Origin of the sequence: uncultured Helicobacter sp., assembly GCF_947367035.1 — a bacterium.
GTDB lineage: Bacteria > Campylobacterota > Campylobacteria > Campylobacterales > Helicobacteraceae > Helicobacter_D.
Genome location: NZ_CANBCA010000007.1, coordinates 24,222 through 49,360, shown reverse-complemented (window position 1 = coordinate 49,360; position 25,139 = coordinate 24,222). Strand labels below are relative to the sequence as shown.

Here is a 25,139-nt window from a genome sequence, read left to right as displayed (position 1 = left end):
AAGATTTCACGATTTTATATAAATTTAGGAAGTAAAATGGAAATTTTAGATTTCATTAGCCTTTTTGGTATTGCGTTGGTGGGGGGATTTGGGCATTGCATTGGAATGTGTGGTGGAATCGTGTTGGCTTTCAGTAGTAAGATGGCGAACAATGATACAAGCAAAGGGCGTATTGTAGGATTCCATTTGCTTTATAATCTTGGTCGCATTAGCACTTATGTGTTGCTTGGTGCATTAGTTGGCGGGCTTGGGAGTATGTTTAGCCTCAATGGTACTTTGCGTGGTGCGTTGTTTGTCTTTGTAGGTATTTTAATGGTGCTTGCCGGTTTCTCTCTTTTTGGTAAATTAAAATTCCTAACACTTTTGGAACATTCTGTGCAAAATTCTAAATGGTATCAAATGCAATTTCAGAATGCTTTAAGCCTTAGAAGTCCCTTTAGCCTTTATTTATTAGGAATTCTAAATGGTTTATTACCCTGCGGTTTTGTTTATGCATTTCTCTTTAGTGCAGCGTCTTTTGCAAGTGTTTTTAAAGGTGCATTTGTTATGCTTATCTTTGGGGTCGCCACTCTTGTGCCTTTATTGCTTTTTGGAATCTTGGCAAATACGATTTTATATAAACCTTTTGTGCGTAAATTCGCAATGAATCTTGCGGCTATTTCCATTGTAATTTTTGGTGTTTTGATGATTGAAAAAGGGATAAAATTCTTGCAAAATCCGCAAATGTCGCATAAAATGCACCAAGCAATCACACAAGATTCTAACGCACAACACTCTAAGCACAAAGATTCTGCACGTAAAATGGAATCTTCAAACCAGTTAATGCAAGTAGAATCGTATAATGTAGATTCTAAAAATAATTGAAAATGCGCTAGATTAAAGTTTGTAAATTTTGCTAATTATTTTATGAAAAAATCATAATTTTGGCTTTTAAAAGTCTATTTTTTAAGCCAAAATTGCATACTATATAGCAATGCGAGTTTAAGTTTGGAGTTTCTATGGATTTAATTAAAACGATTCGCCCATTTTTTGCCACAGTGATTGCTGGTGTAGAAGTAGATCATAAATTATGTAGCATTGTGGTAAATTTTTATCGTAGAGGCAAACTCCTACAAACCCAAACAAAAGAATTTAAAACAAATCCTGGCGAACTACCTATTCAAGCAGTCCGCTATATTAAAAAAATCCGTGCTAAAAATCCTTTTACTTATGTCTCAACACTTTCTCGCTCTATTACACAAGGTGTGATTAATTCTGATAAAGAAAGTGATTTTGAAAAACACGGCATTAACTGCAATGAAATTGTTTATAAACGTTTTGATAATAATTGGTCTGTCTATGTCCTTAATCAAGGAATTGCAGAGACAAAAAAATGTTTTTTAAAGTTGGGGGCAGATTTCGTCATTTCCCCTTTTATGGTGTTATATCGTTTAGCAAAAGATACTTTTCAGGATTCTTGTAAGTTGTATGTATTGTTTCAACGTTCCAATATGACTTTAATTGTTACTAAACAAGATGCAGGTGTGCTATTTGGCGGTTATTATGTGCTTGAGAGTGAAATTAACTTAGGCTTATCCGTGATTAAGCATTCTTTAAGTGAAGATGAAGAGGATATACAAAAAACCAATATTGAATCCGATTTACAAAATGAGTTGAGTGGAATTGAAAATGTTTTGGATTTGGATAGCGAGAGTGATGATGCTGAAAGTCTTATCAAGGTTTTGAAAAATGATGATAGAGAGGATGAATTGCACGAAGAGATCAATGAATCTTCTAAAGGAGATGATTTAGACGACTTTTCTCGTATTGATACTGCGGCAAAATTTATTCAATCTGCTTTGAATGAATTTTATAGCAATAGTCTTTATAATGGCGAGTTTATCAGTGAAGTAGTGATTTTTAATGCACACGATATTGCACAAGAGACCCTCCAGCAGATTCAGCAGATTACTTTGCTAGAGGTCCAGGTGCTAACTTGTGATATTGCAAAAGAATTGGCAAATTTAGGTTATGAATCTTATAAGTTTTTTGAATCAAAAGGGAAAGTATGAATTATAGTTTCACGCAACCGGGTAAAAAAACAATCTTAAAGAAAGTTTCGCGTATTTGGTGGGGCTATATTTTCTTGACACTTTTTATCTTTGCTGGTTTTATTGTGATGCTTAAAGTGCAAGGGTATTTTATGCAACAGAACGAAAAAATCGCAATAGAAATGCAACAACAGATGTTAAAGCAAATTAAAGAATATCAAGAAATGATGATTGTAGAAGAAGAAAAAGTGCATTTTGAAGCCTATATTGCAAGTCAAAATAAAATGCTACAAGAGAGTGTTGAAAATCTTTTTAATTTAATTCCAGAACAAATTACGCTCAATAAAATTCAAATGGAACAATACCAATTAACACTTTATGGAGCGACTCCTTCTAAGCAAATTTATACTTTCTTGCTTGAAGTTCCTTTGCGTTCTATTTTTCATCAAAGTCGCGCAGACTTTTATATGCTGCCTAATGGCTGGTATAATTTTGTTTCTATTAGTAAATTAAATCAAGAGGAAGTGCAGCCGTGAGAGCATTTTTTGCACAAATTGATTGGATTCGTAATACTTTCTTTTTTGTCTTTTATTTTTTTATGGTAATTGGAGTTTTTATGGGTGCAGTAAAGCCACAATTAGATGTATTTCGTAAAACAAACACCCAATATCGCAAAGAACTTTATGTGCAAGGCAAAATAGAGGCTCAACGTGATGCAGAAATGCAAAAGCTTGTTAATTATCAGAATCAAAATGCACATACAATTGGGAATTTTGAACACCAAATTACACAAAGAGAAATTGAAGAGAAATTGAAAATTATTTTTGAAAGTGTCGGTGTTGTTGCAGATGGCACACCTATCTTAGAGGGCAAATATTTCAAACAACGCTTTATCGTTAGTGGTCGCTTACACGATATTCATAAACTCAAAGAAGCTTTGAGTTTAACGCAATCTTTGCCTGGTGTGGTGCGTTTTAATTTTCCTATCCATATTGAAAGAGAAGAGGGAGAATTGGTCTTCTCTTTTAGATTAGACACCTATTTTTTGCACAATCTTAATTAATATTTTTCACATTCTTGAAACATTGCTTCAAAAGTTTTTTTTGCTTTTGTAATATGTTCTTTATTTTGTGAGATTAAAAGAGTTTCATAGTTGGTTTCAAAAGCGCTTTTAGACCAATTTGCTGAACCTAAAACTAAGGAATTTTTATCACTAATTGCCATTTTTGTATGCATTAATCCATAAAACTTTTTGTTAGAAGAGAGTTTGCCTTCTAGTAAGCATACTTCTACATTTTTCAACTTTGCCAAATAACCAATGGTGGATTGATTAGTGTTTTGATTGCTTTTTTTATCATAAATGATTCGGACTTGAACACCTCTTTTGGCAATATCGCGGATTGCTTTGCTAATTTCACGATTAGTAAAACTATAAATGGCAATATCTAAGCTTTGCTGTGTATTTTTAATCGTAGAGAGAAGCGCATCGAATGCTTTATTTTGTTCTTGAGGCATAAAATACAGAGCATCTGCCCATAGAAAACCAATAAAAATTCCTAGAATTACGAAAACCTTTTTAAACATTACAAGTTCCTTGTAAAATTAAGATACAAATTGTTAAAATTTTAGCAGTTCTTTGTTTAAAAGACTAAACAAAGCAAATAGGGAGTATCTATGAAATTATATCTCGTTAATAAAAATCCCATTATTAGCAAACTTGTAGCACTAAGCGTATCTAAGCTTGGTATAGAAATGGAAGAAACTCAAGAGATTGATTCAAGCTTAAGTGCAGAAATTGTATTAATAGATGATGAGAGCTTTGAACAAGAATTATTTGATGCTTATAAAGCAGCAAATTCTGAAGCGAAATTTGGTTTGTTTTACGCTAAATCTTCCGAACGTCTAGAGGGTTTTAATGAGTATATTCAAAAGCCATTTTTACCAACAGATCTTGTGAAAACATTAAGTAAAATTTCTGGGATTACCTCTATTGACCATCATACGAGCAAAAAAGATAACGATAATGAAATGTTAGAGATTGAAGGTATGGAATCTTTGGATAATTTGGGAGACGAATTAGACCTTTCAGGTTTTGATGATTTACAATTAGATGATGAGCCTACAATGGATTCTAATACGGGTGATAAACCATTAGATTTTGGCGCAGAAGAGGGCATAGAGGAAGCAGCAGAAGAAGCTTCTAGCACAGGTGATGAACCATTAGACTTTGGTGCGGAGGAAGAAGCGACAGAAAATCTTGATGAACAACTAGATTTTGGCGCAGACGATGAGGAATCGGAAGATTTAAATGTCTTAGACAAAGGCGATGTAAAGGAGATTAAGGATTTGCTTTCAAGTGATGAAGTGCCAAAACAAGAAGATATACCCCTAGATTTAGATAAAGAACTCAATGTTGAAAATTCTAATGCACAAGAAGATTTAGATTTTAGCGATTTGCAAGCTGAACTTGATAAGATTGAAGTAGCAGAGGAAGATAAAGAAGAAGCATTAGATTCCCAAGATGAAACTTCCAATGCATTATCAAATTTAGAAGTTGAAAATATAGAGACAAGTGATGAGGATTCTAAAGAAATGGGCGATTCTGAATTTTCCTTTGATACTATGGAAGCAGGAGAAGGAGAAATAGTAGAGGAAGAACCTCAAGATTTATCCGAACCTATGGAACAAGCAATCGCAGACACAGAATCTAAGCAGGATTCTGTTAATGAAGAGCTGAACTTAGAAGTGATGCAAGATTTAGGAGAGGAATTGGGAGGTTTATCTAGTGATGAATTGCAAGACTCCAATTTTGACACATTAGATGTATCAGAGAATTTAGAATCCCAAGGAGATGAAACAAAAAATGATTTAGATTCCTTGGAGGGTTTAAATGGAATGGAGGATTTGAATGATTCAAACACAGAATTCCAAGAAAAACAAGTCGCTTTTGATATTGGATTAGAAGACGAACTTCAGGGGGAAGAATCCAATCCATTAGAGGAGCAAGAGGATTTGGAGATTCCAAAAAAAATGGAAGAGGAGTTGGATTCCTCTTTGCTAGAGGATATTAAGGCAGAGGAAATAGAATCCCAAGTAACAAAATCCCAATCTGACACAGCAGGTTTAGATGAGTTTGACACTTTAAGTGTAGAGAGTATGAGTGAAGCATTAGGTGAGCCTATTGCTAAAGCCCCTAATCCGTCTCCTATTGTGCCAAGTGCTAGTGAAACCGATTCTAAATTACCAACCAATATTCAAGCAAATTCTTTGGAATCCTTAATTGCTGCATTACAAGCCTTGCAAACGCAAAATCTCAAAGACTTGCTTAGCGGCGCAACGATTAGTATTAACATTCAATTCCCTAAAAGAGATGAGGATTGATGAAGTATAAAGGAGCAATTCTAATCCTCTCTGGTCCTAGTGGAGCAGGGAAAAGCTCATTATATAAGATTTTAGCTCAAGAATTTCCTAATCATTATTTTTCTATTTCTTCCACGACACGCAAGAAACGCGAAGGGGAGACAGAGGGGGTGCATTATCACTTTATTAGCAAAGAAGCTTTTGAAAGTGGAATCCAAAAAGGAGAGTTTTTGGAATGGGCAAAAGTGCATCAAAATTATTATGGCACTTCCAAAGAGCAAGTTTTGCAGGCATTAGAAGAAGATAAGCTTGTAATTTTTGATATTGATGTGCAAGGACAAGCGAATCTTAAAAGGAATTTTCCTTATCACACGACAAGTATTTTTATCACAACACCCAACAAAAGCATTTTAAAAGAGCGTTTAAGTGGGCGGGGGAGCGATACCCAAGAAGTAATCCAAGAGCGCTTAAATAATGCGTTAGAGGAAGTGAGGAATCTACCTAGTTTTGATTATTTAATCATTAATGAGAGCCTAGAAGATTCCGCTAAACAACTGATTTGTATTGCAAGAAGTGCATTTTGTAAGGCAAGTTTATATCAAATGCAACCTTTTTTGCAAAATTGGGAAAAATAAAGCTTTTTAAGTCATAAAACGCTAGAATTACGAAATTTTAACCCAAAACTTCAAGAGAGATTCTATGCCAAAACGAAATGATATTAAGACAATTTTATTAGTTGGTTCGGGACCAATTATTATCGGGCAAGCCTGTGAGTTTGACTACTCTGGCACACAAGCTGCAAAAACACTCAAAGAGTTAGGCTATAAAGTTGTCTTAATTAACTCTAACCCTGCTACGATTATGACAGACCCAGAATTTGCTGACCGCACCTATATTGAGCCAATCACAGAAGAAATTGTTGCAGATATTATCCAGAAAGAACAAGTGGATGCCATTTTGCCCACTATGGGGGGGCAAACTGCGCTGAATATTGCGATGAGTATGTTTGAAAAAGGGTTGCTAAAAGGTGTGCAATTCCTTGGGGCTAAGCCAGAGGCTATTAAAAAGGGCGAAGATAGGCAGGCTTTCAAGGAAGCAATGCTAAAAATTGGTATGGATTTACCAAAATCTCGTTATGCTTATACTCTTGAAGAAGCTCTAGATGCAGCAAGAGAGATAGGATTTCCTCTGATTATTCGTGCAAGTTATACTTTAGCAGGTGGTGGAAGCGGGGTAGCTTATAATATTGATGAGTTTAAAAATTTGGCTCAAAATGGTTTGGAGATTAGCCCTATTGGTGAGATTTTGATTGAAGAATCTTTGCTAGGTTGGAAAGAATATGAAATGGAAGTGATTCGTGATAGGGCGGATAATTGTATCATTGTATGCAGTATTGAAAACTTAGACCCAATGGGAGTGCATACAGGGGATTCTATCACGATTGCTCCTGCATTAACATTAACAGATAAAGAATATCAACGAATGCGTGATGCTTCTTTTGCAATTTTGCGTGAAATTGGTGTAGATACAGGCGGAAGCAATGTGCAGTTTGCTATCAATCCCACCACAGGTAGAATGACGGTGATTGAAATGAATCCGCGCGTTTCACGCTCTTCTGCCCTTGCTTCTAAAGCAACAGGGTATCCAATAGCCAAAGTTGCAACTTTGCTTGCAGTGGGCTATACTTTAGATGAGATTCAAAACGACATTACAGGCACACCCGCAAGTTTTGAGCCAAGCATTGATTATATTGTAACTAAAATTCCACGTTTTACTTTCGAAAAATTCCCCCAAGCCGATTCTACGCTTACAACTTCTATGAAATCTATTGGCGAGGTAATGGCGATTGGAGCAACTTTTAAAGAATCTTTGCAAAAAGCATTGAATAGTTTAGAAACTGGAATCTTTGGCTTTGTGCCAAGAAGTAGTGATTTAGGTGAGATTCAACGTGAGGTGCGCCGACCTAATGCAGAGCGTCTGCTTTATATTGCTGATGCGTTTCGTTGTGGAGTAAGTATAGAAGAGGTGCAAAAGTGGTGTAAAATAGATTTTTATTTTTTAAATCAAATCGCAGAAATGATTGCACTAGAGCAACAAATTTCTTTTGAAAAACTAAATGATGAAGGATTTTTGCGACAGGTTAAACAATGCGGATTTAGCGATAAAATGCTTGCCTTTTTGGTGAATAAAGACGAATCTTTAGAATTACGAGAAGAAGATATTTATGCTTTGCGTCAAAAGTTTGGGGTAATTTTACAATACAATGAAGTAGATACTTGTGCGGCAGAATTTACCACACAAACTGCTTATTTGTATTCCACAACTCCTTTTAAGTGTATGCAACATCAAGAGATTCCACAAAAAGATAAGAAAAAAGTCTTAATTATTGGTGGAGGACCTAATCGCATTGGACAAGGAATTGAATTTGATTATGCTTGTGTGCATGCGAGTTTTGCCTTGCGAGATATGGGTTATACTAGCATTATGTATAATTGTAACCCTGAAACCGTTAGCACAGATTATGATACAAGTGATGTGCTTTACTTTGAACCCATTACCTTTGAGAATGTGCGTAGCGTAATTGAACGTGAAAAACCTGATGGAATCATCGTGCATTTTGGAGGGCAGACTCCTTTAAAACTTGCCAAAAAACTTACAACCATTGGTGCTAAGATTATTGGGACGAGTGCAAAGACGATTGACATTGCTGAAGATAGGGAAAAGTTTGCAAAATTTGTAGAAGAAAATGGACTAATCCAGCCTAGAAATGGCACAGCCTATACCAAAGAAGATGCAATTAATATTGCCCAAGACATCGGTTTTCCTGTATTAGTGCGTCCTAGTTATGTGTTAGGCGGACGCGCAATGCGGATTGTTTATAATATGAATGAATTACAAGATTATATGAGTGAGGCAGTTAGCGTAAGCGAAGAGAGTCCTGTGCTGATTGACAAATTCTTAAATAATGCGATTGAGTTAGATGTAGATACTATTTGTGATGGCACGCAAGTTTATATTGCTGGAATTATGCAACATATTGAAGAGGCGGGAATCCATAGCGGTGATTCTGCTTGTTCGTTACCCTCAATTAGTTTATCAGAGGAAAGGATAAAAGAAATTGAGCAAACGACTGCAAAAATTGCTAGGAATCTAGGTGTAGTAGGACTTATGAATACGCAATATGCTATCTTTGAAAACACGCTTTATCTTATTGAAGTCAATCCTCGCGCAAGTCGCACCGTGCCATTTGTCAGTAAGGCTACAGGGATTCCACTCGCAAAAGTTGCAACTAATGTAATGATAAATAGGGATTTGAAATCTGCATTAGAGCGTTATGATAAGTTTCAAAAAACAGAATTTAAAGACGGATTATATAAGCCAAAAACTTTAAAGCATATTGCAGTCAAAGAATCTGTTTTTCCATTTAATAAATTAAATGGTGCCGTAATGGTTCTAGGACCAGAAATGCGCTCAACAGGAGAAGTTATGGGGATTAGTGAAAGTTTTGGATTAAGTTTTGCAAAAAGTCAGCTTGCTTGTAAAAATTCGCTTCCAACTTGCGGTAAAGTGTTTATTTCTCTATGCAGTTTGGATAAGCCTCAAGCTGTTTCACTTGCGCATGATTTACAAAGTTTTGATTTCCAAATCTGTGCAACCAAAGGCACAGCAGAGATTCTACAAAAGTCTGGAATCCCTTGTGAAGAGGCATTAAAGATTAGTGAAGGGCGTCCAAACATTGGCGATAGATTGGCAAATGGAGAGATAGCACTAGCGATTAATACAAGCGATGAATCTTCAAGCAAAGATGATACAGATAAGATTCGCACACAAGTTTTGCGTAACAATGTGCCTTATTTTACAACTCTTGAAGCGGCACGCGTTGCAGTATGTGCCATTAGCGAATTAAAATTTCAAAATCCAAATGTGGCTAAAGCCATTCAGGATTATTTGACATAATGGAATCACAAATACAAGTGAAAGAATTCGCACCCATTTTTCTAGCTCAAAGCGATACAACAGCGGGTTTTTTATGCTCTGATTTTACCAAGTTAAATGCTATCAAGGGACGCAGTGAATCTCAAAATGTGCTTTTGACATTGGATTCTTTGGTGAAGCTAAAAAAACTTGTAAGGATTCCAAGTAGATATAAAAATAGAATCCGCAAAAGTGCAAAAAGCACTTTTATTTATCAAGGAAGACACGCATTAATGCAAAAAAGCAGTCCAAATACTAAACTTGCGATTCGTGTAGTGAAGCCAGAGAGACTAGAGAAAGCTTCTCACGCAGATTTTTTGCGATTCTTCCCCTTTTTATATTCTAGCTCTGCAAATGCGCATCATCAGTCTTTTAGCTTGAGGTTTGCTTTAAAAAAGGCGGATATTATAGTTTTGGATAAGCGAGGTTTAATGGAATCTAAGCCCTCTAAAATCTATAAAATTGCAAATTTTAATCTTAAATGTATCAGGTGATTTATGAGATTGTTTTCTTCTTTGGCGGTCAGTTTTATGTTGGTTTTCCTCCTATTTTGCGTTTTTTGGGCAACTATTTTTAATGGATACATTCAATATTATGGTATCAATGTATTTTTTAATCCATTTTTTTTCAATGTTTTTAATCCCTATGCCTTTGGAATCTTTGTCGCTGTGTTTGGAATTGGTTTTGCGATTCCTTTGATAGATAAAGTTTTTAAATTTCTTTTTGTCTTAACTTTAATCGGTGTTGTTTTGTTGTTTATTCCTAATCTTGGACGCACAGCAGGGGAAATTTTTTTAGCCAAAGATTATAATTTAATGATTCAAGGTGAAATGCGAACGATTCGTGGATTATATGAAGATGAGCGTTATATTGTCTATTTAAGTGAAGATTCAGAGGATTTTGAGATACGCAAACGGAATCTTGTGTATTATGAAAAGCCTAATATAAAAGGTGTATCTTGATAAACTGCAAAGTTTAGCCAATTTGCAAACAGCATACTTGCAGAGGAGCGCCATACAAATTGAGGGTTGTTGTTTGCATCGTAGTAATCATAAGGTTGTGTGATATTTAAGCCCTTATCTAAATCACGTTTATACTCTAAATCTAATGTTTCTTTTGCATATTCTGGGTGTCCTAAGATAAAGAAATCTTTTTCATCTTTTAAAACAGAAATACCACTTATTTCACCTTCTAACAAAATTTTTAAGTTTTTATTCTCTCTTGCTTGTGCTTGATTAATATCAGAATGGCGAGAATGTGGAATCTTAACAATTTCATCTAACCCATTAAGTAGTAAATCTTTTTCTACCCAAAAATGATTAAACACACCAAATAGTTTGGAACCTAGTGGGATTTTTTGGATTTTGTGAAAATAATGCAATCCTGCCATTGCACCCCAACAAAGGTATAATGTGCTTGTGCAATTTGCTTTTAAGAAATCCATAATGCGTGTGAGCTCTCCCCAATATTTCACTTCTTCAAATTCTAAATGTTCAATGGGTGCGCCTGTAACGATTGCACCATCAAACTTGCGATTCTTGATATTTTCAAAATTTACATAAAAGCGTTCCAAATGGGATTTTGGTGTATTTTTACCTATATAACTTGCCGTAGAGAGCAAAGTAATATTGACTTGCAAAGGGGAATTTGCAAGCAAAGAGAGGATTTGATTCTCTGTTTCAATTTTAGTTGGCATAAGGTTAAAAATCAGCACTTCCAAAGGACGAATATCTTGAGATTTCGCGCGATTGTAACCCATAATAAACGCATTTTGTTTTAAAAGTGAAAAAGCTGGAATATCCTCTGGAATAACTAATGGCATAAGAATCCTTATTTTTCTAATGCTTGTTTTAAGTCTGCAATCAAATCTTGTGGGGATTCCAAACCAATGCTTAAGCGAATCGTGCAAGGAGTGATACCAGCGGACTTTAACTCTGCTTCACTCAACTGCGAATGAGTTGTAGAAGCGGGGTGAATGACAAGAGATTTGGAATCCCCGATGTTTGCCACAATAGCGAAAATCTCTAATGCGTTGCAAACCTTCTTCGCTTCTTCAAAACTTGAAACTTCAAAACTCAAAAGCCCACTAGAGTTGGAATCTGTGAAATATTTTTTCAATAGATTATGGTAAGGATTGCCCTCTAAGGCAGGATAAAATACATTTTTAACCTTTGAATGTGTTTGTAGAAACTTCGCTATCTCTAATGCGTTTTGGCTATGTTTTTTAATGCGCAATTCCAGCGTTTCTAGCCCTTGAATGATTATCCAAGCATTTTGTGGAGAGAGAGTTGCACCAATATTTCTTAACCATTCTGTGATTAATCGGATTCCAAAGATTGGTAAAGCTCCAGCTAGTGAGGCATAGACTAATCCGTGATAGCTTGCATCTGGTGTATTAAATGCGGGATAACGCGGATTATTAACAAGTAAATCATTTAAGCCTTTGCGTTCAATGATAGCACCACCTAGTGCGCTTCCTTGACCATTGACATATTTACTTAGGCTATACACGGATACATCTACTCCAAAATCTAAGGGTTTGTGCAAAAATGCAGTAGCAACGGTGTTATCGCAAATAGTTATGATTCCATATTTTTTAGCAATTTTAACAATTTTTTCTACATCGGCAATCGCAATTTGCGGGTTGGAGAGACTTTCAAAGAAAATAACTTTTGTTTTTTCATTAATAGTAGATTCCAAAGTGCCATCAATATCATCAATATCAAAGACTTGTGAATCAATCCCAAATCGTTTGAGCGTATGCACGATAAGTGTTTGTGTGCCACCATAAATTTTGTTGGAATACACAATGTTATCGCCATTTTGTGCTAGATTAGCCAATGCGTAAAAAATCGCAGAACTTCCACTTGCAGTAGCTACTCCAAATGCCCCTCCCTCTACAGCTGCTAGGCGGTCTCCTAAGATTTTATAAGTTGGGTTTGTCAGTCTTGTGTAGATATTGCCAAGCTCTTGTAAGCCAAATCTTGCCGCTGCTTGTTCTAAAGTTTCAAAACTATAAGCAGTGTTTTGATAGATTGGCACATTAAGAGTGCGTTGTGAATCGTAAGTATAACCTGCGTGTAACGCAAGAGTTTCTTGCGTGTAATTTTGATGAGGTAAATTTGCCATTTTGTTTTCCTTTTTGAAAAATTTGTAGAATTATAACATAAATTTTAAAAAATACAATATGTATTTACAAATTATAAGAAAATTTGAATAAATCAAAGTAAAAACGACTTGGGTGATTTTCAAAGAATTAACCATTTGTGGTTTATTAATTTAAGATTCTATATAAGGAGAGTTAGGCAAACTTTAATGAAGTTTTAGATTCATTAGAGTTGAAATATTTTCAACTCTTTTTTGCAGAATCAATACAGGTTAAAATTGTTTCTTATTTACATCATCAGAAATTTTATTTGCAATCTCATCTACTGCGTTACTAATGTTTTGGGAGTAATTTGCAACTTCTACATTTTGCGTATTGTTGTGTTCTAGTTGTGCAACCGCTTGATTGATTTGTCCGATTCCTAATGTTTGCTCTTTAATGGATTCACTCATATCATTAATCCCTTGCACTAGCACATTCACATTGGCTTCAATCTCACTTAAAGATTTCCCTGTTCTTTCTGCTAGTTTTCGGACCTCATCTGCTACAACTGCAAAGCCTCTTCCGTGTTCTCCAGCTCTTGCAGCTTCAATGGCAGCATTAAGGGCTAGAAGATTCGTTTGGTCTGCAATGTCGCGAATCACTCCTACGATATTGCGAATATCGTTTGCTTGATTGCTTACATCATTGGAACGACTAGAGACATTTTCCATAGAAGAACTGATTTGTTCTAATGTAGAAGTTGTTTCTTTAAGAGCAGTCGCTTGATTATGCGAACTTTCAGTTAGTTTAATGATGGCTTGGTTTAAATCTTTTGCATTAGTTTCTAGTTCTTGGGCGAATTTAGAAGAGGTGAGCAACATTTCTTGAATATTTTCTCCTAATAGATTTGTAGTTGTCTCTACACTCCCCTGTGCATTGGTTACTTTTGCAGTAAAGTTCAAATTAATATAGTTTTGAAATACTTGTAAAATCTCGTTCATATTGCTTCCCACTTTATTTTGCAGAGTATGTAACATTTGATTTAGCACATCTTTAAGTTGAATTAGTTTTGGATTATGAGGGTTTTCTGTGATTCTAGCAGTGAAGTTTCCTTCTTCAACCTGTTTTACAATTTCAATAGAATGTTGAATGACCCTTTCATCCTGTTCTACACCTTTTTGAATATTTTGAATATTTTGATTGATGGCAGCTCTCATCATTCCAAGCTCATCTTCGGCTTTGGGCTTTGTAAGAGTTGGAGGAGTTGATGTTTCGTAATTAAGATACTTCAAAAATTCAAAAAGCAAATCTAAAATCCCATTCAAACGATTTAGTAAAGAGAGTTTCATAATAATGTAAGAAGCAATAAGGATTACTAAAAGGATAATGGCAATACCCAAAGCCATTATAAGTTTCACTTGATTATTTGCCGATGTGAAATCAGATACTAATATTTCTGCTAAGATATATAAATCCAATGAGGAATTATAATCTACATAACTCTCATAAGAGTTGCCATTCATCGTGTATTGGATTAAACTACTAGGTTTAAGATTCTGTAAATAACTATAATCGCTTGGTTTTCCACTTTTGCCTAAAATAAATTCGTCATTGGTTTTGTCCAAAATCACGATTTTTCCATTTTTACCAATTTGAATCTTATTGAGTTTCGATGAAAGTAGATTATAAAAACTTTTTAGATTATAAGCGACAAATAAAATCCCAATCGTTTGTTTGTTTTGATTCACGATAGGTTTATACACAGACATATAATCTTTGCCTGCTAAACGCACTTTTCCGCGAAAAATCGTTGGATTTGTTTTTGTCATTTCAGCAAAAGCTGGGTGTGAAGAATTTAAAGTTGTGCCAATCATTCTATTGCCCGATTCATCTTGAAGGGAAGTAGAAATACGCACAAACTCATTACCATTTCGCACGAATATTGTAGCAACCCCACCTGTTAGTTTTGAGAAGTTATCTACCAAGTCTATATTCTCTATTAGGTTGATTCCATTGTAATAGAGACTTGGCACACTGATTGCGCCAAATTTTACAGAATCCCCGAGCCTATAACTATCCACACTTGCTTTGCCATAGCGTGTAACAAAGTCATTTTCAAAGAAACTTAGAGAGTTATCACTTTCTTTGATAATTTGGTTAGAAATCACTTCAAAATTCCCTTCCACAATAGAAGTGATTTGGCTAATTTGGAATTTCATTTGATTTTTCGTGAGATTATCCATACTATATTGGACAAAAAATATAAAAGGTATTCCAATCATTAGAGCAATAATCATTTGAATGCAGGAGAATTTTTTTGCCACAGAGAGTTTATTCCACATTACTTCCTCCTTTTATACTTCCCCAAATTTCAATACTTCTGCGGGGGGGGGGGGTAATTTTGTCTAAAGCTTTAATTATATATCAAAATAGATTATAAAAAGTTAAAAATCTTAATACTTTTATATTTATAAGGAAAGAGAAAATGGAAGCCCAAAAGCTCAAAAGAGCTAGGCTTATTGTTTTAATTGAAGCAAAGTGTTCAAGATTTGGTCAGAAGTCGTTACAGATTTAGAGCTTGCTTGGAATCCGCGTTGCACAACAATAAGTTGTGTTAAACCCCTACTTAAATCCGTGTTACTCATCTCTAGCTTAGAGGCTTGAATATTGGCTCGTCCGCCTGTTCCTGCTGGACCAAATGTTGGGTCACCAGAGTTTGGGGATTCCGCATAGAGATTGTTTTCTGTTCCTTGCAAGCCTTCATAGTTAGCAAAAGTTGCTACGGCTACTTGTGCTAGAGCAAAGTTTCGTCCATTGTCAAAAACACCTATCATTGTTCCGGTTTGGTCAAAGTAGAAATCTTTGAGTGTTCCTGACGCATAACCATCTCCTGTCATTTTCTGTGCTTCAGATTCTTTTGCAGTGCTTGTCAATCCATCATATCCACCACCTGTTCCGAAGTTTAGGTTAATGGATTGTGGGAATTTTGCACCATTGTTTGGTTTAAACTGAATTGTAGAAGGGTTGAATCCTAGCAATTCTCCTTGATCACCAAAGGTTACATTTCCACCTTCTAAGATATTTGGACGTTGTGCAGTTGCTCCAAGTAACTCCGCTGGTTCTGGCACGATAACACGCCAATTCCATTGGTTTCCTTGCACCTTAGTATATTCAATCTGAAACTCGTGTTTGTTTCCAAGGCTATCAAAAATTTCCACAGTTTGCCCAAAACTTGCCATTCTAAATCCACCGGTGCTAGTTACATTTCCGCCCTCTACTAGCACTCCCGTGTTCATTCCTTTCATTTGATTTTTGAAAAGCACATTGGTTGTGTTGAGTGTGTCATTATAGCCTGAAACAAAGATATTAAGATTATCATATGCACCCCAAGCACCACCATTTGCGATTCCATCTTGTTTATTGTTGATTTCAAATTGTCCTGAATTATTCAAAATCACGCTGACGCTATAACTGCTTTGACCAAAGCCATTTTGAATACCTATTGCTGCGGCTGCAGAATCTCCACCAAAAGCCTTGATTTTATTTGCATCTTGTTGCATTACAGCACGCAAATCTTCTGTGGTTCGGAATTGTCCAGAAGCAGAATCTGCATCGGTTTGTGTTGTGTAGATATATTTAAATGCAGTCGTTACAGTTTGAGAATCTGCTTGTGCTAATAAGTTACCTTGATTATTTGTAAATCCTCCATTATTGAAGATTCCATTATTAAATCCGCTTGCGCGAATGTTTTTGTTAGAGCCATCACCATCTAGTTGGTTAAGGTTTTGTAAAATTAACATTCCATTTTGTGTGAGTGCTTCTACACCTGTTTTGTCTTTTAAATTGTTAATCGCAACTTGTGCGGCAAGTAGGTGAGAAGAGCCAGAGACTGCTGCGTCATTTGTCCAAGTAATGGTTTGTCCATTGATTGTAACAGTGGTTGTAACAGGACCAGCAGCAGGAGTGGGGTCAAGCATTATGCGGTTAGAAGTCGCAGTTTGGTAGCTTACCCAGATTCCTTGTCCTTCTTGGAGCATTAAGGCTTCTCCACTTGCGTCAAACATTACCCCCATATCTTGTTCTACTTCAAGTTGTTTATCGTTTGAATCATAGATTCTATCTAATCCACCCGCAATATAGTTGTTTGCCGCAGAGCTATCTAATGGGCTTGGACAAGTGATATTTTCTGTTTTTCTACCACTTGTGAGGTTGATATTACCAGTTACATTACTTGTAGCTTTGGCAGGCACGGTCATACGAGGGTCAATCGTGATGTTTTTAATCGGTCCTGTGGAATCTACTCTATTGAGTTCGCCACTTCCGCACGCGCAATCTAGCTTAGAAAGGTCTCTTAACCAACCTTGCACGATAAATCCACTTGTAGTTACAAGATTTCCTACTGCATCAAAAGAGAATGCGCCATCACGGGTATACATTTTTGTATAACCACCATTGTTACTAACGACAAATAGACCATTTCCGCTTAAGGCTAAGTCTGCTTTCCTGTCTGTGTTTTGTAAAGAACCTTGTTCAAAGACTTTTGTTGTTGTATTGATACTTGTTCCAAGTCCTACAGAATAATCATTTACCCCACCATATCCTGCATAAGGAATCGTAGCAGAACGGCGAGTTTGACTAACCATTGTAGAAAAATCCGCACGAGAATACTTAAAGCCGTTTGTATTCACATTTGCAATATTATTGGATTCCACATCAAGAGCAATTTGATGTGCTTGCATACCACTTACACCTGACCATAATGAACGTAACATTTGTAATCCTTTATCTGAAAAGTATTTTGCAAAGAGTAAAGCAAGTATCGTTCCACTTTTGGAATATTTTAAAATTTTCCATTTCGTCTTTGTGAGGACTGCAGGGGTGAAGCAATCTATAATGTTGTTAAATAAAGTTTACAATGGAATCTTAAGGGAGATTCTACATTTATAGATGACTTCATTTATTTTATTCATTGATACGAGAAAGCTCAAAGTTGTGGATTGCCACAAAAATTTTTCAAATTTTCTCGTTAAGGAAAGAGTGGAAAATTAAAAGTAAAATTCTAAAACATTTGGTAGCGGGGGGCGGATTTGAACCACCGACCTTTGGGTTATGAGCCCAACGAGCTACCGGGCTGCTCTACCCCGCGATAAAATTTATAAAAGATTATAAATATTTATAGAAGCTAAGAAGTGGCTGGGGTACAAGGATTCGAACCTCGGAATGGTTGGACCAAAACCAACTGCCTTACCGCTTGGCGATACCCCAATAATAAAAAGCGGAATTATATCGGTTTAATTTTTATTTGTCAATATAATTTAAAACTTTTTATGAACTTTGTGATATACTTTGAAATAAAAATAAAATGAGGATTTATTGTGAAGAGTGAAGCAATTTTGCGCGTAGAGGAAGCAATCCAAGCAATTAAAAGCGGAGAAATGATTATTGTTATGGATGATGAAGACCGCGAAAATGAGGGTGATTTAGTAATGGCAGGAATCTTTAGCACGCCAAAGAAAATTAACTTTATGGCACAAGAAGCACGAGGGTTGATTTGCGTTTCTATCACTAAAGAGATTGCGGTTAGATTAGATTTGCCTCCAATGGTTAGTCAAAATAGCTCCAATCACGAAACCGCTTTTACGGTTTCTATTGATGCTAAAGAGGCAAAAACAGGAATCTCTGCGTATGAACGTGATTTGACGATTAATTTAATGTGTAAGCCTAATGCCAAGCCAGAAGATTTTGTGCGACCGGGGCATATTTTCCCATTGATTGCCAAAGAGGGCGGTGTGCTAGAGCGCACAGGGCATACAGAAGCAAGCATTGATATTTGTCAGCTAGCAGGATTGAAGCCCATTAGTGTGATTTGTGAGATTATGCGAGAAGATGGATTGATGGCAAAAAGAGGCGATAAATTTTTAAGTGAATTTGCACGAAAACATCAATTAAAAATTCTCTATGTTTCGGATTTAATAGAGTATCGTTTGCAATTTGAACAACTCATTAAGCCACTCCAAAGAGCAAATATTAAATTTTTGGACACACAAGTAGAAAAAATCCAATTCCAAGACCATTTAAATAGAATCCATACTGCTTTTGTCTTTGGGAAACCACAAATTCCACTTGTGAAATTTCATATTATTAAAGAGGATTTGGAACTTTTGGAGAATGGAAATGCGTTTAACGGGTTGATGAATGCGGTAGATAAGCTGAAAAGTGAGGGGGGGTATTTAGTGTTTTTGCAAACTTGTGATAGTAAAGACATTAAGGGGCTTGGTATCGGTGCGCAGATTCTAAATTCTCTTGAGATTCGGAATTTCAAACTTCTAAGTGTTTCGCAGGTTGCTGAATCAGAATATAGTGCTTTAAGTGGCTTTAATCTCAAAATTTTAGAACGTGTGGAAGTATAGTTGAAGATTTATTATACGAGGTTATTAATGGTGTAGATTATTTTCGTCATTGCGAGGGAGTGAGACAATCTAAACAATGTTGAAGAATGTAGATTATCAAAGGCAAGATTTGAGGTTATAGATTGCTAGTTTGCAACATTATTGCCAAGATTCTACTAACGCGGAATCTGGCAAGACGAGAGATGGATTGCTTCACTGCGTCTGCAAGAACGCGGTAGCACACTTTCGCCTAACCTCAAGAATTCTTGTTTTTGCGCTTTTGGGAAAATACATAAAATGCAATGCCAATTAGCACGAGAATCACAAGCAAAAATGTAATCAAATGTAAATATTCTTTCAAAAGAGATTCATTTTGTCCTAAGAAATAACCAAGTGTGGTTAAAATAATCACCCAAATCCCCGCACCCAAAGTTGTATAAAAACAAAAAAGCGCAAGAGGCATTTTGCCTAGACCTGCGGGGAGTGAAATGTATTGCCTAATAACTGGAATCAAGCGTCCGCTAAAGGTAGAGATATGCCCGTGTTTGGCAAAAAATTCTTCCATTTTTATCATCGTTTTTTCATCAAAAAATACATATTTTCCAAATTTTATCAAAATCTCCCGTCCAAACAAAAGTGCCAAATAATAGTTTAGTAATGCGCCAGTAAGTGAGCCAAGTGTGCCACAAAGAATCACAACAAAAAAATTCATTTGACCAAGATGTGCTAAATATCCTGCAGGTATCATTACGACTTCACTTGGAAAAGGAATGAAACTACTTTCTAAAAACATTAAAAAAAAGATTCCAAAATAACCAAAAGAATGAATAGATTGCACCAAAAAATCAATAATAGCTTGCAAAATTTCCTCGTAAAATTTAAAATTAAATAAGATTATAACGAAAATCAAGTTATAATCGCAGAATTTTTAATCAAAAAAACAGATAAAACTAAGGGGAAAAAGTGGCAAAAAATAAATGTCCAGCTTGTGATTGTCCTCAAGGTGTTCCATTATGGCTTGGGACTTACGGAGATATGGTTACCCTGATTCTTACCTTTTTTATTTTGTTGCTCTCAATGGCAACTTTTGATACGCAAAGAATCGCCTTAGCCATTGGTTCTTTAGAAGGGTCGTTAGCGGTTCTTGAAAAGGGCTCACAAACGCAAATTAATCCACCAGCACCCATTAAAGCTACTCCAATGGAAACAGAAGTGGAAATGGATAATGTTGTCAATATCTTTGCGAGCTTAATTACAGACTATAATGAAGTCAATCGTATTTCAAATGGACCAGCAGTAGAGCTAGAAGAAGCAGAAAAGGGCGTGATTATTAGAATCCCAAATGAGCTACTTTTTGCAAGCGGAAGTGCAGTTTTGGAAAATCTAAGTGGGATTGCATTGCTTAAACGTCTTTCAATGGAGTTTGCCAAGCTTCCTAATGCAGTGTTGATTAAAGCCATAGGGCATACGGATAATACGCCTTTGCGCACAGGGGCAATCTTTGCAGATAATTTGGAATTGTCTGTTGCGCGTGGTGTGAATGTCGCAGAACTTATTATAACGCAAGGGGTGGCAAAGGCGCGTGTATTAGGCGGAGGTGAGGGAGAATTTTCCCCGATTGCTAGTAATGAGATTCCAACTTTACGCGCAAAAAATAGACGCGTAGAATTATATGTTTATAGTGTAGGCGAGGATTTATCCTCTGCGATGGAAAGCCTTACTAAGATTGCACCTTAGACAAACTATTTTAAGGAAAATAATGGCTAAAAAGACTTTAAATTTATTAGAATCTAAGACTTCTAATACGATTGATTTACTTTTTGAAGGAGTGATTAAATTTAAAGAGGAAAACTTTTTAGCCTATAAAGAATTATTTGAAAATCTAAAAGAGGGGCAGAATCCTCACACTCTTTTTGTTGGCTGTGCGGATTCTCGTGTCGTTCCAAACCTGATTACCAACACATTGCCTGGTGAACTTTTTGTCGTGCGAAATATAGCAAATATTGTGCCGCCTTATCGTGAAGCGGACGAATATTTGGCAACGACTTCCGCGATTGAATACGCTTTAGAAGAGCTAAAGGTTGAAAACATCATCATCTGTGGGCATTCCCATTGTGGAGGTTGTGCGGCACTTTATGAGGAATCGCATTTTGTGAATATGCCCAATGTTAGAAATTGGTTGAAGCTAATTGAGTCGGTTAAAATGCAAGTTTTATCTCTCAAACCAAAAACAAAGGCTATGCGTGCCTATCTAACAGAGCAAATTAATATTGAGCGTCAAATTATGAATCTTTTTACTTACCCAAAAGTAAAAGAAAAATATCTTGCACGCACATTAAATCTCTACGGTTGGCATTATATTATAGAGAGTGGAGAAGTGTATAATTATGATTTTAAAAGGCACGAGTTTAATTTATTGAAAGGATAGAAATGATAATAATTGCAGGTCCATGCGTAATAGAAAATGATGAAATTTTAGAGGAAATTGCAGAATCCCTTAAGCCATTAAATGAAAATGAAAAAATTGATTTTTATTTTAAATCAAGTTTTGATAAGGCAAATAGAACAAGCTTGGAATCCTATCGCGGACCAGGACTTGAAAAAGGGCTAGAATCTCTAGCAAAAATCAAAGCAAAATTTGGTTATAAACTTTTAACAGATATTCACGAAGTTTATCAAGCTTCTCCAGCTGCAAAAGTTGTAGATATTTTGCAAATTCCAGCTTTTTTGTGTAGGCAAACTGATTTAATTGTCGCAGCAGCTCATACTAATGCAATGGTTAATATTAAAAAGGGGCAGTTTATGAATCCAGCAGATATGAAATATTCTGTCCTAAAAGCCCTAAAAACACGTGCAAGTGCAAAAAATGAAGAGATTAAAGAGGCAAATTTTAAGGATTCTTTAAAATATGGGATTTGCCTAACCGAACGAGGCAGTAGTTTTGGCTATGGGAATTTAGTTGTAGATATGCGCTCACTAGCGATTATGCGTGAGTTTGCTCCTGTGATTTTTGATGCGACCCACGCGGTGCAAATGCCCGGTGGTTTAAAGGGCAAAAGTGGAGGGGATAGTCGTTATGCACCATTGCTTGCGCGTGCAGCTGCAGCTGTTGGTATAGATGGATTGTTTGCCGAGACACATATTAAGCCAGAAGTTGCTTTAAGTGATGGTCCAAATATGCTCACACCCAAAGCACTTTTAGAGCTTTGTTGGCAGATTTTAGAGATAGAGCAACTTATCACAAAGGAAAGTTATGCAAATCATTGAGGGAAATTTATCCTTATTAGGAGAGGAAAAAATTGCAATTATTTCTAGTCGTTTTAATCATTTAATTACGGATAGATTGGTAGAGGGTGCGAAAGATTGCTTTTTACGACACGGAGGTAGAGAAGAGAATCTCACGCATATTTTGGTGCCGGGAGCTTTTGAGATTCCTTTTGCATTGGAGAAAGTTTTAGCACAAGGTGATTATGATGGTGTATGTTGCTTAGGCGCAATTATACGTGGCTCTACTCCGCATTTTGATTATGTGAGTGCAGAGGCAACTAAAGGAATCGCAAATGTTACGATTCGTTATGGAGCGGCAGTAACCTTTGGTGTGCTAACTACAGATTCCATTGAGCAAGCAATAGAACGTGCAGGGACAAAGGCTGGGAATAAGGGCTTTGAGTCAATGGCAGGTTTAATTGAACTGATTAATCTTTATCGCAAAATCGGGGCTTAAATGGCGACAAGAAGCCAAGTGCGCGAAGTGGTTGTGCAACTTTTATATGCTTATGGAAGCGGGAATGATGGAATTTCTAAATTTGTAGAAGAAATTTTAGAAGAACACAAAATAAAAAACGCACAGCAAGCTTTCGCAAAAGAATTGTTTTCAGGCGTACTTACAAATCTTGAAGTATTGGATTTGCGTATTACACATCAGTTGAAAGGTTGGGATTTTGAACGTATTGGGGATATAGAACGTGCAATTTTGAGACTTGGTGCTTATGAGATACTCTTTAGTAAGATAGACAAAGCAGTGGTAATTAACGAAGCTTTAGAGATTGCTAAACATTTCAGTTATGAATCTTCAACTAAATTCATTAATGGTGTGCTAGATGGAATTGTAAAGAATAGTGGAATGCCATTAGAGGAGATTGCAAAAACCTTAAAAGAGCAGACGAGTAAAGAAGAGGAGCAAGCCCCTAAAGAACTGAAAACAAGGGATATTAAGACTTTCAGTAAGCAAAAAGCTACACTAGAAAAGCCAAAGCCTAAAGCAAATCCACCCAAGCAAGCCAAGTTTAAAAATCTAAAGCCTGAATCAAAACTTTCTAAGCAATCCAAGTTTAAAAAGGATTCTAAAATATCTCACCAATCCTCTAAAAAAGGTTAAGATACCTTTTTATTTGGAGAAAAGTGTTGAGAGAATGCTTTACGAACCCCCTATATTTTAAAAAGAGTTAGGAGAAGTTTGCTTTAAATTCTCTCTTGCCTTTAAGAGATGTAGAGGAGATTTTTAAAAATACTTCTTTAGAATATAAGCTTAGGAGAGCAATAATAAAATATTCTAAACATAGCTATTTATCTTTAAGTTGGATTCTTTTGAAAATTGCTTTGTGGCAAAAATTGCCAAAAAACTCTATGGAATCTTTAGCGCATATAATCCGATTTAAACATTTTTTATCATTTAAAAGGCTATGATTTTGCAAACTTATAAGGATAGATGATGAAACTTTGTATTGCCCTAGATTTACCAAGTGAGCAGGAAAATTTAATTCTTTTAGAATCATTAAAAGACAAAGATTATTTATGGGTGAAAGTGGGGTTGCGTAGTTTTATACGTGATGGTATAGCATTTTTGGAGCAAATCAAAGCCATTAATCCGCTCTTTCGTATTTTTTTAGATTTGAAACTTTATGATATTCCAAATACAATGGGTGATAGTATGGAGGAGATTGCAAAGCTTGGTGTTGATATGGTAACGATTCACGCAAGCAGTGGAAGGGAGGCGATGAATGAGGTGGTGAAACGATTAAAAGGAATCCCAAATCCTCCTCTTATAATGGCAGTTACTGCCTTAACAAGTTTTGATGAAAAAGGATTTTTTGAAATTTATCATACAGGATTGCAAACACAAGTGTTAGAGTTTGCCAAAATGGCAAAAGAATGCGGTATTAATGGCATTGTTTGTTCCTGTGTAGAGTCTAAAATGATCAAAGAACAATTGGGGGCAGGTTTTTTAACCCTTACCCCCGCGATTCGTCCTTTTGGAGAAAGTAGTGGCGACCAAAAAAGAGTGGCGAGTTTAGAGGACGCAAAAGAGGCACAAAGTGATTTTATCGTTGTGGGACGCCCGATATACAATGCGCAGAATCCAAAGTCTATGGTGGAGCAGATTTTAAAAAACTTAGATTGATTGTTTGATATTCAAATGATTAAGATTTTCAATCACAACTACAATGATTTTAATTAATAAACTTTATTAATTAAAAAAATTATGCTACAATTTCAATTCATTTTATAAAAAAGGACTTGTTAATGAGGCAATATGAAACTTATAAATGCCAAAAATGTGGCAATGAAGTAGAAGTGCAGAATGTGGGTGGTGGCACACTTAGTTGTTGTGGAGCAGAGATGACTTGTATTACTCAAGACTTAACAGCTGTTAATTTAATGAAAGCTTTTGCAGGCGAATCTATGGCGCGTAATAAGTATGATTTATTTGCCGATGTAGCGCAAGAGGAAGGCTGGCACGCAGTTGCCAAGCATTTTAGAGAAGCAGCAGAAAATGAAAAATGGCACGCAAGAGCAGAGTTTAAAGCTTACCACAAAATTGTAGATGGGAAAGAATTAGAAATCACTGCTAAAAATTTAATAACAGCTGCTGATGGTGAAAATTATGAACATACGATAATGTATCCAAACTTTGCTAAAATCGCCGAAGAAGAAGGCAAGAAAGATATTGCAAGATTATTTACTGCGATTGGAAAAGTAGAAGTAGAACACGAGAGAGAATATTTAGAACTCAAAAAAATGCTAGATGAGGAAGGATTCTTTGAAAGCAGTAGTGAGGAAGTTTGGGTTTGTGAAATCTGCGGACATATTCATAGAGGCAAAAAGGCTCCGGGTGCTTGCCCACTCTGTAAAGCTTCACGCGAATATTTTAAAAGAGAGTTTTTAGGCTGATAGTATAGCTTGCTTAACTAGAGTTGTAGGGTTTTTCTCTACAATTCTTAAAATTCTAATCTTTTTCTACACGATTCCTAACTGATATAAATTTTTTCTTTTGTTTGCTTTTTGTTAATTAAAACT

Annotated in this window: 23 protein-coding genes and 2 tRNA genes; 17 read left to right on the top strand and 8 right to left on the bottom strand. The window is 35.9% G+C overall.

What is annotated here, in order from left to right; genetic code table 11:
- Positions 1-36 precede the first annotated feature (36 nt).
- From Q0Y61_RS03695 to Q0Y61_RS03680, 4 genes are all read left to right on the top strand, one after another.
- On the top strand, positions 37-864 hold the full coding sequence (locus Q0Y61_RS03695; RefSeq protein ID WP_297811541.1) for a sulfite exporter TauE/SafE family protein: 828 nt from the start codon (positions 37-39) through the stop codon (positions 862-864).
- Positions 865-998: 134 nt separating this feature from the next.
- Positions 999-2,051: a hypothetical protein gene (locus tag Q0Y61_RS03690; RefSeq protein WP_297811539.1), complete on the top strand. Its 1,053-nt coding sequence runs from the start codon at positions 999-1,001 to the stop codon at positions 2,049-2,051.
- Positions 2,048-2,566: a hypothetical protein gene (locus Q0Y61_RS03685; protein ID WP_297811536.1), complete on the top strand. Its 519-nt coding sequence runs from the start codon at positions 2,048-2,050 to the stop codon at positions 2,564-2,566. Before Q0Y61_RS03690 ends, Q0Y61_RS03685 begins: the two co-directional genes overlap by 4 nt.
- Positions 2,563-3,093 (top strand): hypothetical protein, encoded by a 531-nt coding sequence (locus tag Q0Y61_RS03680; protein WP_297811533.1) that lies wholly within the window; start codon positions 2,563-2,565, stop codon positions 3,091-3,093. Before Q0Y61_RS03685 ends, Q0Y61_RS03680 begins: the two co-directional genes overlap by 4 nt.
- On the opposite strand, the gene Q0Y61_RS03675 is transcribed toward Q0Y61_RS03680, so the two are convergent.
- The gene (locus tag Q0Y61_RS03675) at positions 3,090-3,614 is read right to left on the bottom strand and encodes a phospholipase D-like domain-containing protein (RefSeq protein ID WP_297811530.1); all 525 of its coding nucleotides are present in this window, start codon (positions 3,612-3,614) and stop codon (positions 3,090-3,092) included. The two genes, Q0Y61_RS03680 and Q0Y61_RS03675, sit on opposite strands and share 4 nt — an antisense overlap.
- A 90-nt stretch (positions 3,615-3,704) precedes the next feature.
- Between Q0Y61_RS03675 and Q0Y61_RS03670 the strand changes: the two genes are divergently transcribed.
- The 5 genes from Q0Y61_RS03670 (at position 3,705) to Q0Y61_RS03650 (ending at position 10,327) form a co-directional block, all read left to right on the top strand.
- Entirely contained in the window at positions 3,705-5,411 is a 1,707-nt protein-coding gene (locus Q0Y61_RS03670; protein ID WP_297811526.1) for a hypothetical protein, read from the top strand.
- Positions 5,411-6,025 carry a guanylate kinase gene (gene gmk / locus Q0Y61_RS03665; protein WP_297811615.1) on the top strand — a complete coding sequence of 205 codons (615 nt, stop codon included), beginning with the start codon at positions 5,411-5,413 and terminating at the stop codon, positions 6,023-6,025. Before Q0Y61_RS03670 ends, gmk begins: the two co-directional genes overlap by 1 nt.
- A gap of 64 nt (positions 6,026-6,089) precedes the next feature.
- On the top strand, positions 6,090-9,347 hold the full coding sequence (carB, locus tag Q0Y61_RS03660; RefSeq protein WP_297811523.1) for a carbamoyl-phosphate synthase large subunit: 3,258 nt from the start codon (positions 6,090-6,092) through the stop codon (positions 9,345-9,347).
- Positions 9,347-9,859, top strand: coding sequence for a hypothetical protein (locus tag Q0Y61_RS03655; RefSeq protein WP_297811520.1), 513 nt, complete (start codon positions 9,347-9,349; stop codon positions 9,857-9,859). The genes carB and Q0Y61_RS03655 overlap by 1 nt, the downstream gene beginning before the upstream one ends.
- A gap of 3 nt (positions 9,860-9,862) precedes the next feature.
- Entirely contained in the window at positions 9,863-10,327 is a 465-nt protein-coding gene (locus Q0Y61_RS03650; RefSeq protein ID WP_297811517.1) for a hypothetical protein, read from the top strand.
- Here the strand turns inward: Q0Y61_RS03650 and metA are convergent.
- The 6 genes from metA to Q0Y61_RS03620 all read right to left on the bottom strand — a co-directional run bounded on the left by metA (position 10,294) and on the right by Q0Y61_RS03620 (position 17,718).
- The gene (gene metA / locus Q0Y61_RS03645; protein WP_297811513.1) at positions 10,294-11,187 is read right to left on the bottom strand and encodes a homoserine O-succinyltransferase; all 894 of its coding nucleotides are present in this window, start codon (positions 11,185-11,187) and stop codon (positions 10,294-10,296) included. The genes Q0Y61_RS03650 and metA overlap by 34 nt on opposite strands.
- 8 nt (positions 11,188-11,195) lie before the next feature.
- The gene (locus Q0Y61_RS03640) at positions 11,196-12,494 is read right to left on the bottom strand and encodes an aminotransferase class V-fold PLP-dependent enzyme (RefSeq protein WP_297811510.1); all 1,299 of its coding nucleotides are present in this window, start codon (positions 12,492-12,494) and stop codon (positions 11,196-11,198) included.
- A gap of 249 nt (positions 12,495-12,743) precedes the next feature.
- Complete coding sequence (locus Q0Y61_RS03635; RefSeq protein ID WP_297811507.1) at positions 12,744-14,795, bottom strand: Cache 3/Cache 2 fusion domain-containing protein; 2,052 nt, start codon at positions 14,793-14,795, stop codon at positions 12,744-12,746.
- 174 nt (positions 14,796-14,969) lie between these two features.
- A complete protein-coding gene (gene flgE / locus Q0Y61_RS03630; protein ID WP_297811504.1) occupies positions 14,970-17,225 on the bottom strand; it encodes a flagellar hook protein FlgE in 2,256 nt (751 codons plus the stop codon).
- Positions 17,226-17,522: 297 nt separating this feature from the next.
- A tRNA-Met gene (locus Q0Y61_RS03625) sits at positions 17,523-17,599 on the bottom strand.
- A 44-nt stretch (positions 17,600-17,643) separates the two neighbouring features.
- A tRNA-Gln gene (locus Q0Y61_RS03620) sits at positions 17,644-17,718 on the bottom strand.
- Positions 17,719-17,828: 110 nt separating this feature from the next.
- Here Q0Y61_RS03620 and Q0Y61_RS03615 point away from each other — a divergent pair.
- On the top strand, positions 17,829-18,863 hold the full coding sequence (locus tag Q0Y61_RS03615) for a bifunctional 3,4-dihydroxy-2-butanone 4-phosphate synthase/GTP cyclohydrolase II (RefSeq protein WP_297811500.1): 1,035 nt from the start codon (positions 17,829-17,831) through the stop codon (positions 18,861-18,863).
- Between the two features lie 235 nt (positions 18,864-19,098).
- Here the strand turns inward: Q0Y61_RS03615 and Q0Y61_RS03610 are convergent, their stop codons facing one another.
- Complete coding sequence (locus tag Q0Y61_RS03610; protein ID WP_297811497.1) at positions 19,099-19,704, bottom strand: DedA family protein; 606 nt, start codon at positions 19,702-19,704, stop codon at positions 19,099-19,101.
- A gap of 101 nt (positions 19,705-19,805) precedes the next feature.
- Here Q0Y61_RS03610 and Q0Y61_RS03605 point away from each other — a divergent pair, with 101 nt between their 5' ends.
- The 7 genes from Q0Y61_RS03605 (at position 19,806) to Q0Y61_RS03575 (ending at position 25,013) form a co-directional block, all read left to right on the top strand.
- Positions 19,806-20,579: a flagellar motor protein MotB gene (locus tag Q0Y61_RS03605; protein WP_297811494.1), complete on the top strand. Its 774-nt coding sequence runs from the start codon at positions 19,806-19,808 to the stop codon at positions 20,577-20,579.
- A 22-nt stretch (positions 20,580-20,601) separates the two neighbouring features.
- Positions 20,602-21,270: a carbonic anhydrase gene (locus Q0Y61_RS03600; protein WP_297811491.1), complete on the top strand. Its 669-nt coding sequence runs from the start codon at positions 20,602-20,604 to the stop codon at positions 21,268-21,270.
- A 2-nt stretch (positions 21,271-21,272) separates the two neighbouring features.
- Positions 21,273-22,109, top strand: a complete 837-nt coding sequence (kdsA, locus tag Q0Y61_RS03595) for a 3-deoxy-8-phosphooctulonate synthase (protein WP_297811488.1) — start codon at positions 21,273-21,275, stop codon at positions 22,107-22,109.
- The gene (ribH, locus tag Q0Y61_RS03590; protein ID WP_297811485.1) at positions 22,096-22,566 is read left to right on the top strand and encodes a 6,7-dimethyl-8-ribityllumazine synthase; all 471 of its coding nucleotides are present in this window, start codon (positions 22,096-22,098) and stop codon (positions 22,564-22,566) included. The genes kdsA and ribH overlap by 14 nt, the downstream gene beginning before the upstream one ends.
- The gene (gene nusB, locus Q0Y61_RS09465) at positions 22,567-23,220 is read left to right on the top strand and encodes a transcription antitermination factor NusB (RefSeq protein ID WP_366517283.1); all 654 of its coding nucleotides are present in this window, start codon (positions 22,567-22,569) and stop codon (positions 23,218-23,220) included.
- 333 nt (positions 23,221-23,553) lie between these two features.
- Positions 23,554-24,243, top strand: coding sequence for an orotidine-5'-phosphate decarboxylase (gene pyrF / locus Q0Y61_RS03580; RefSeq protein WP_297811482.1), 690 nt, complete (start codon positions 23,554-23,556; stop codon positions 24,241-24,243).
- A 122-nt stretch (positions 24,244-24,365) separates the two neighbouring features.
- A complete protein-coding gene (locus Q0Y61_RS03575; protein WP_297811479.1) occupies positions 24,366-25,013 on the top strand; it encodes a ferritin family protein in 648 nt (215 codons plus the stop codon).
- The last annotated feature ends 126 nt before the right edge of the window (positions 25,014-25,139 follow it).

What these genes read in the sequence shown, in the direction of transcription:
- Q0Y61_RS03695 (WP_297811541.1), top strand. Translation starts at nt 37, where the DNA reads ATGGAAATTTTAGATTTCATTAGCCTTTTTGGTATTGCGTTGGTGGGG.
- Q0Y61_RS03690 (WP_297811539.1), top strand. Translation starts at nt 999, where the DNA reads ATGGATTTAATTAAAACGATTCGCCCATTTTTTGCCACAGTGATTGCT.
- Q0Y61_RS03685 (WP_297811536.1), top strand. Translation starts at nt 2,048, where the DNA reads ATGAATTATAGTTTCACGCAACCGGGTAAAAAAACAATCTTAAAGAAA.
- Q0Y61_RS03675 (WP_297811530.1), bottom strand. Translation starts at nt 3,614, where the DNA reads ATGTTTAAAAAGGTTTTCGTAATTCTAGGAATTTTTATTGGTTTTCTA.
- Q0Y61_RS03670 (WP_297811526.1), top strand. Translation starts at nt 3,705, where the DNA reads ATGAAATTATATCTCGTTAATAAAAATCCCATTATTAGCAAACTTGTA.
- gmk (WP_297811615.1), top strand. Translation starts at nt 5,411, where the DNA reads ATGAAGTATAAAGGAGCAATTCTAATCCTCTCTGGTCCTAGTGGAGCA.
- carB (WP_297811523.1), top strand. Translation starts at nt 6,090, where the DNA reads ATGCCAAAACGAAATGATATTAAGACAATTTTATTAGTTGGTTCGGGA.
- Q0Y61_RS03655 (WP_297811520.1), top strand. Translation starts at nt 9,347, where the DNA reads ATGGAATCACAAATACAAGTGAAAGAATTCGCACCCATTTTTCTAGCT.
- Q0Y61_RS03650 (WP_297811517.1), top strand. Translation starts at nt 9,863, where the DNA reads ATGAGATTGTTTTCTTCTTTGGCGGTCAGTTTTATGTTGGTTTTCCTC.
- metA (WP_297811513.1), bottom strand. Translation starts at nt 11,187, where the DNA reads ATGCCATTAGTTATTCCAGAGGATATTCCAGCTTTTTCACTTTTAAAA.
- Q0Y61_RS03640 (WP_297811510.1), bottom strand. Translation starts at nt 12,494, where the DNA reads ATGGCAAATTTACCTCATCAAAATTACACGCAAGAAACTCTTGCGTTA.
- Q0Y61_RS03635 (WP_297811507.1), bottom strand. Translation starts at nt 14,795, where the DNA reads ATGTGGAATAAACTCTCTGTGGCAAAAAAATTCTCCTGCATTCAAATG.
- flgE (WP_297811504.1), bottom strand. Translation starts at nt 17,225, where the DNA reads ATGTTACGTTCATTATGGTCAGGTGTAAGTGGTATGCAAGCACATCAA.
- Q0Y61_RS03600 (WP_297811491.1), top strand. Translation starts at nt 20,602, where the DNA reads ATGGCTAAAAAGACTTTAAATTTATTAGAATCTAAGACTTCTAATACG.
- kdsA (WP_297811488.1), top strand. Translation starts at nt 21,273, where the DNA reads ATGATAATAATTGCAGGTCCATGCGTAATAGAAAATGATGAAATTTTA.
- ribH (WP_297811485.1), top strand. Translation starts at nt 22,096, where the DNA reads ATGCAAATCATTGAGGGAAATTTATCCTTATTAGGAGAGGAAAAAATT.
- nusB (WP_366517283.1), top strand. Translation starts at nt 22,567, where the DNA reads ATGGCGACAAGAAGCCAAGTGCGCGAAGTGGTTGTGCAACTTTTATAT.
- pyrF (WP_297811482.1), top strand. Translation starts at nt 23,554, where the DNA reads ATGAAACTTTGTATTGCCCTAGATTTACCAAGTGAGCAGGAAAATTTA.
- Q0Y61_RS03575 (WP_297811479.1), top strand. Translation starts at nt 24,366, where the DNA reads ATGAGGCAATATGAAACTTATAAATGCCAAAAATGTGGCAATGAAGTA.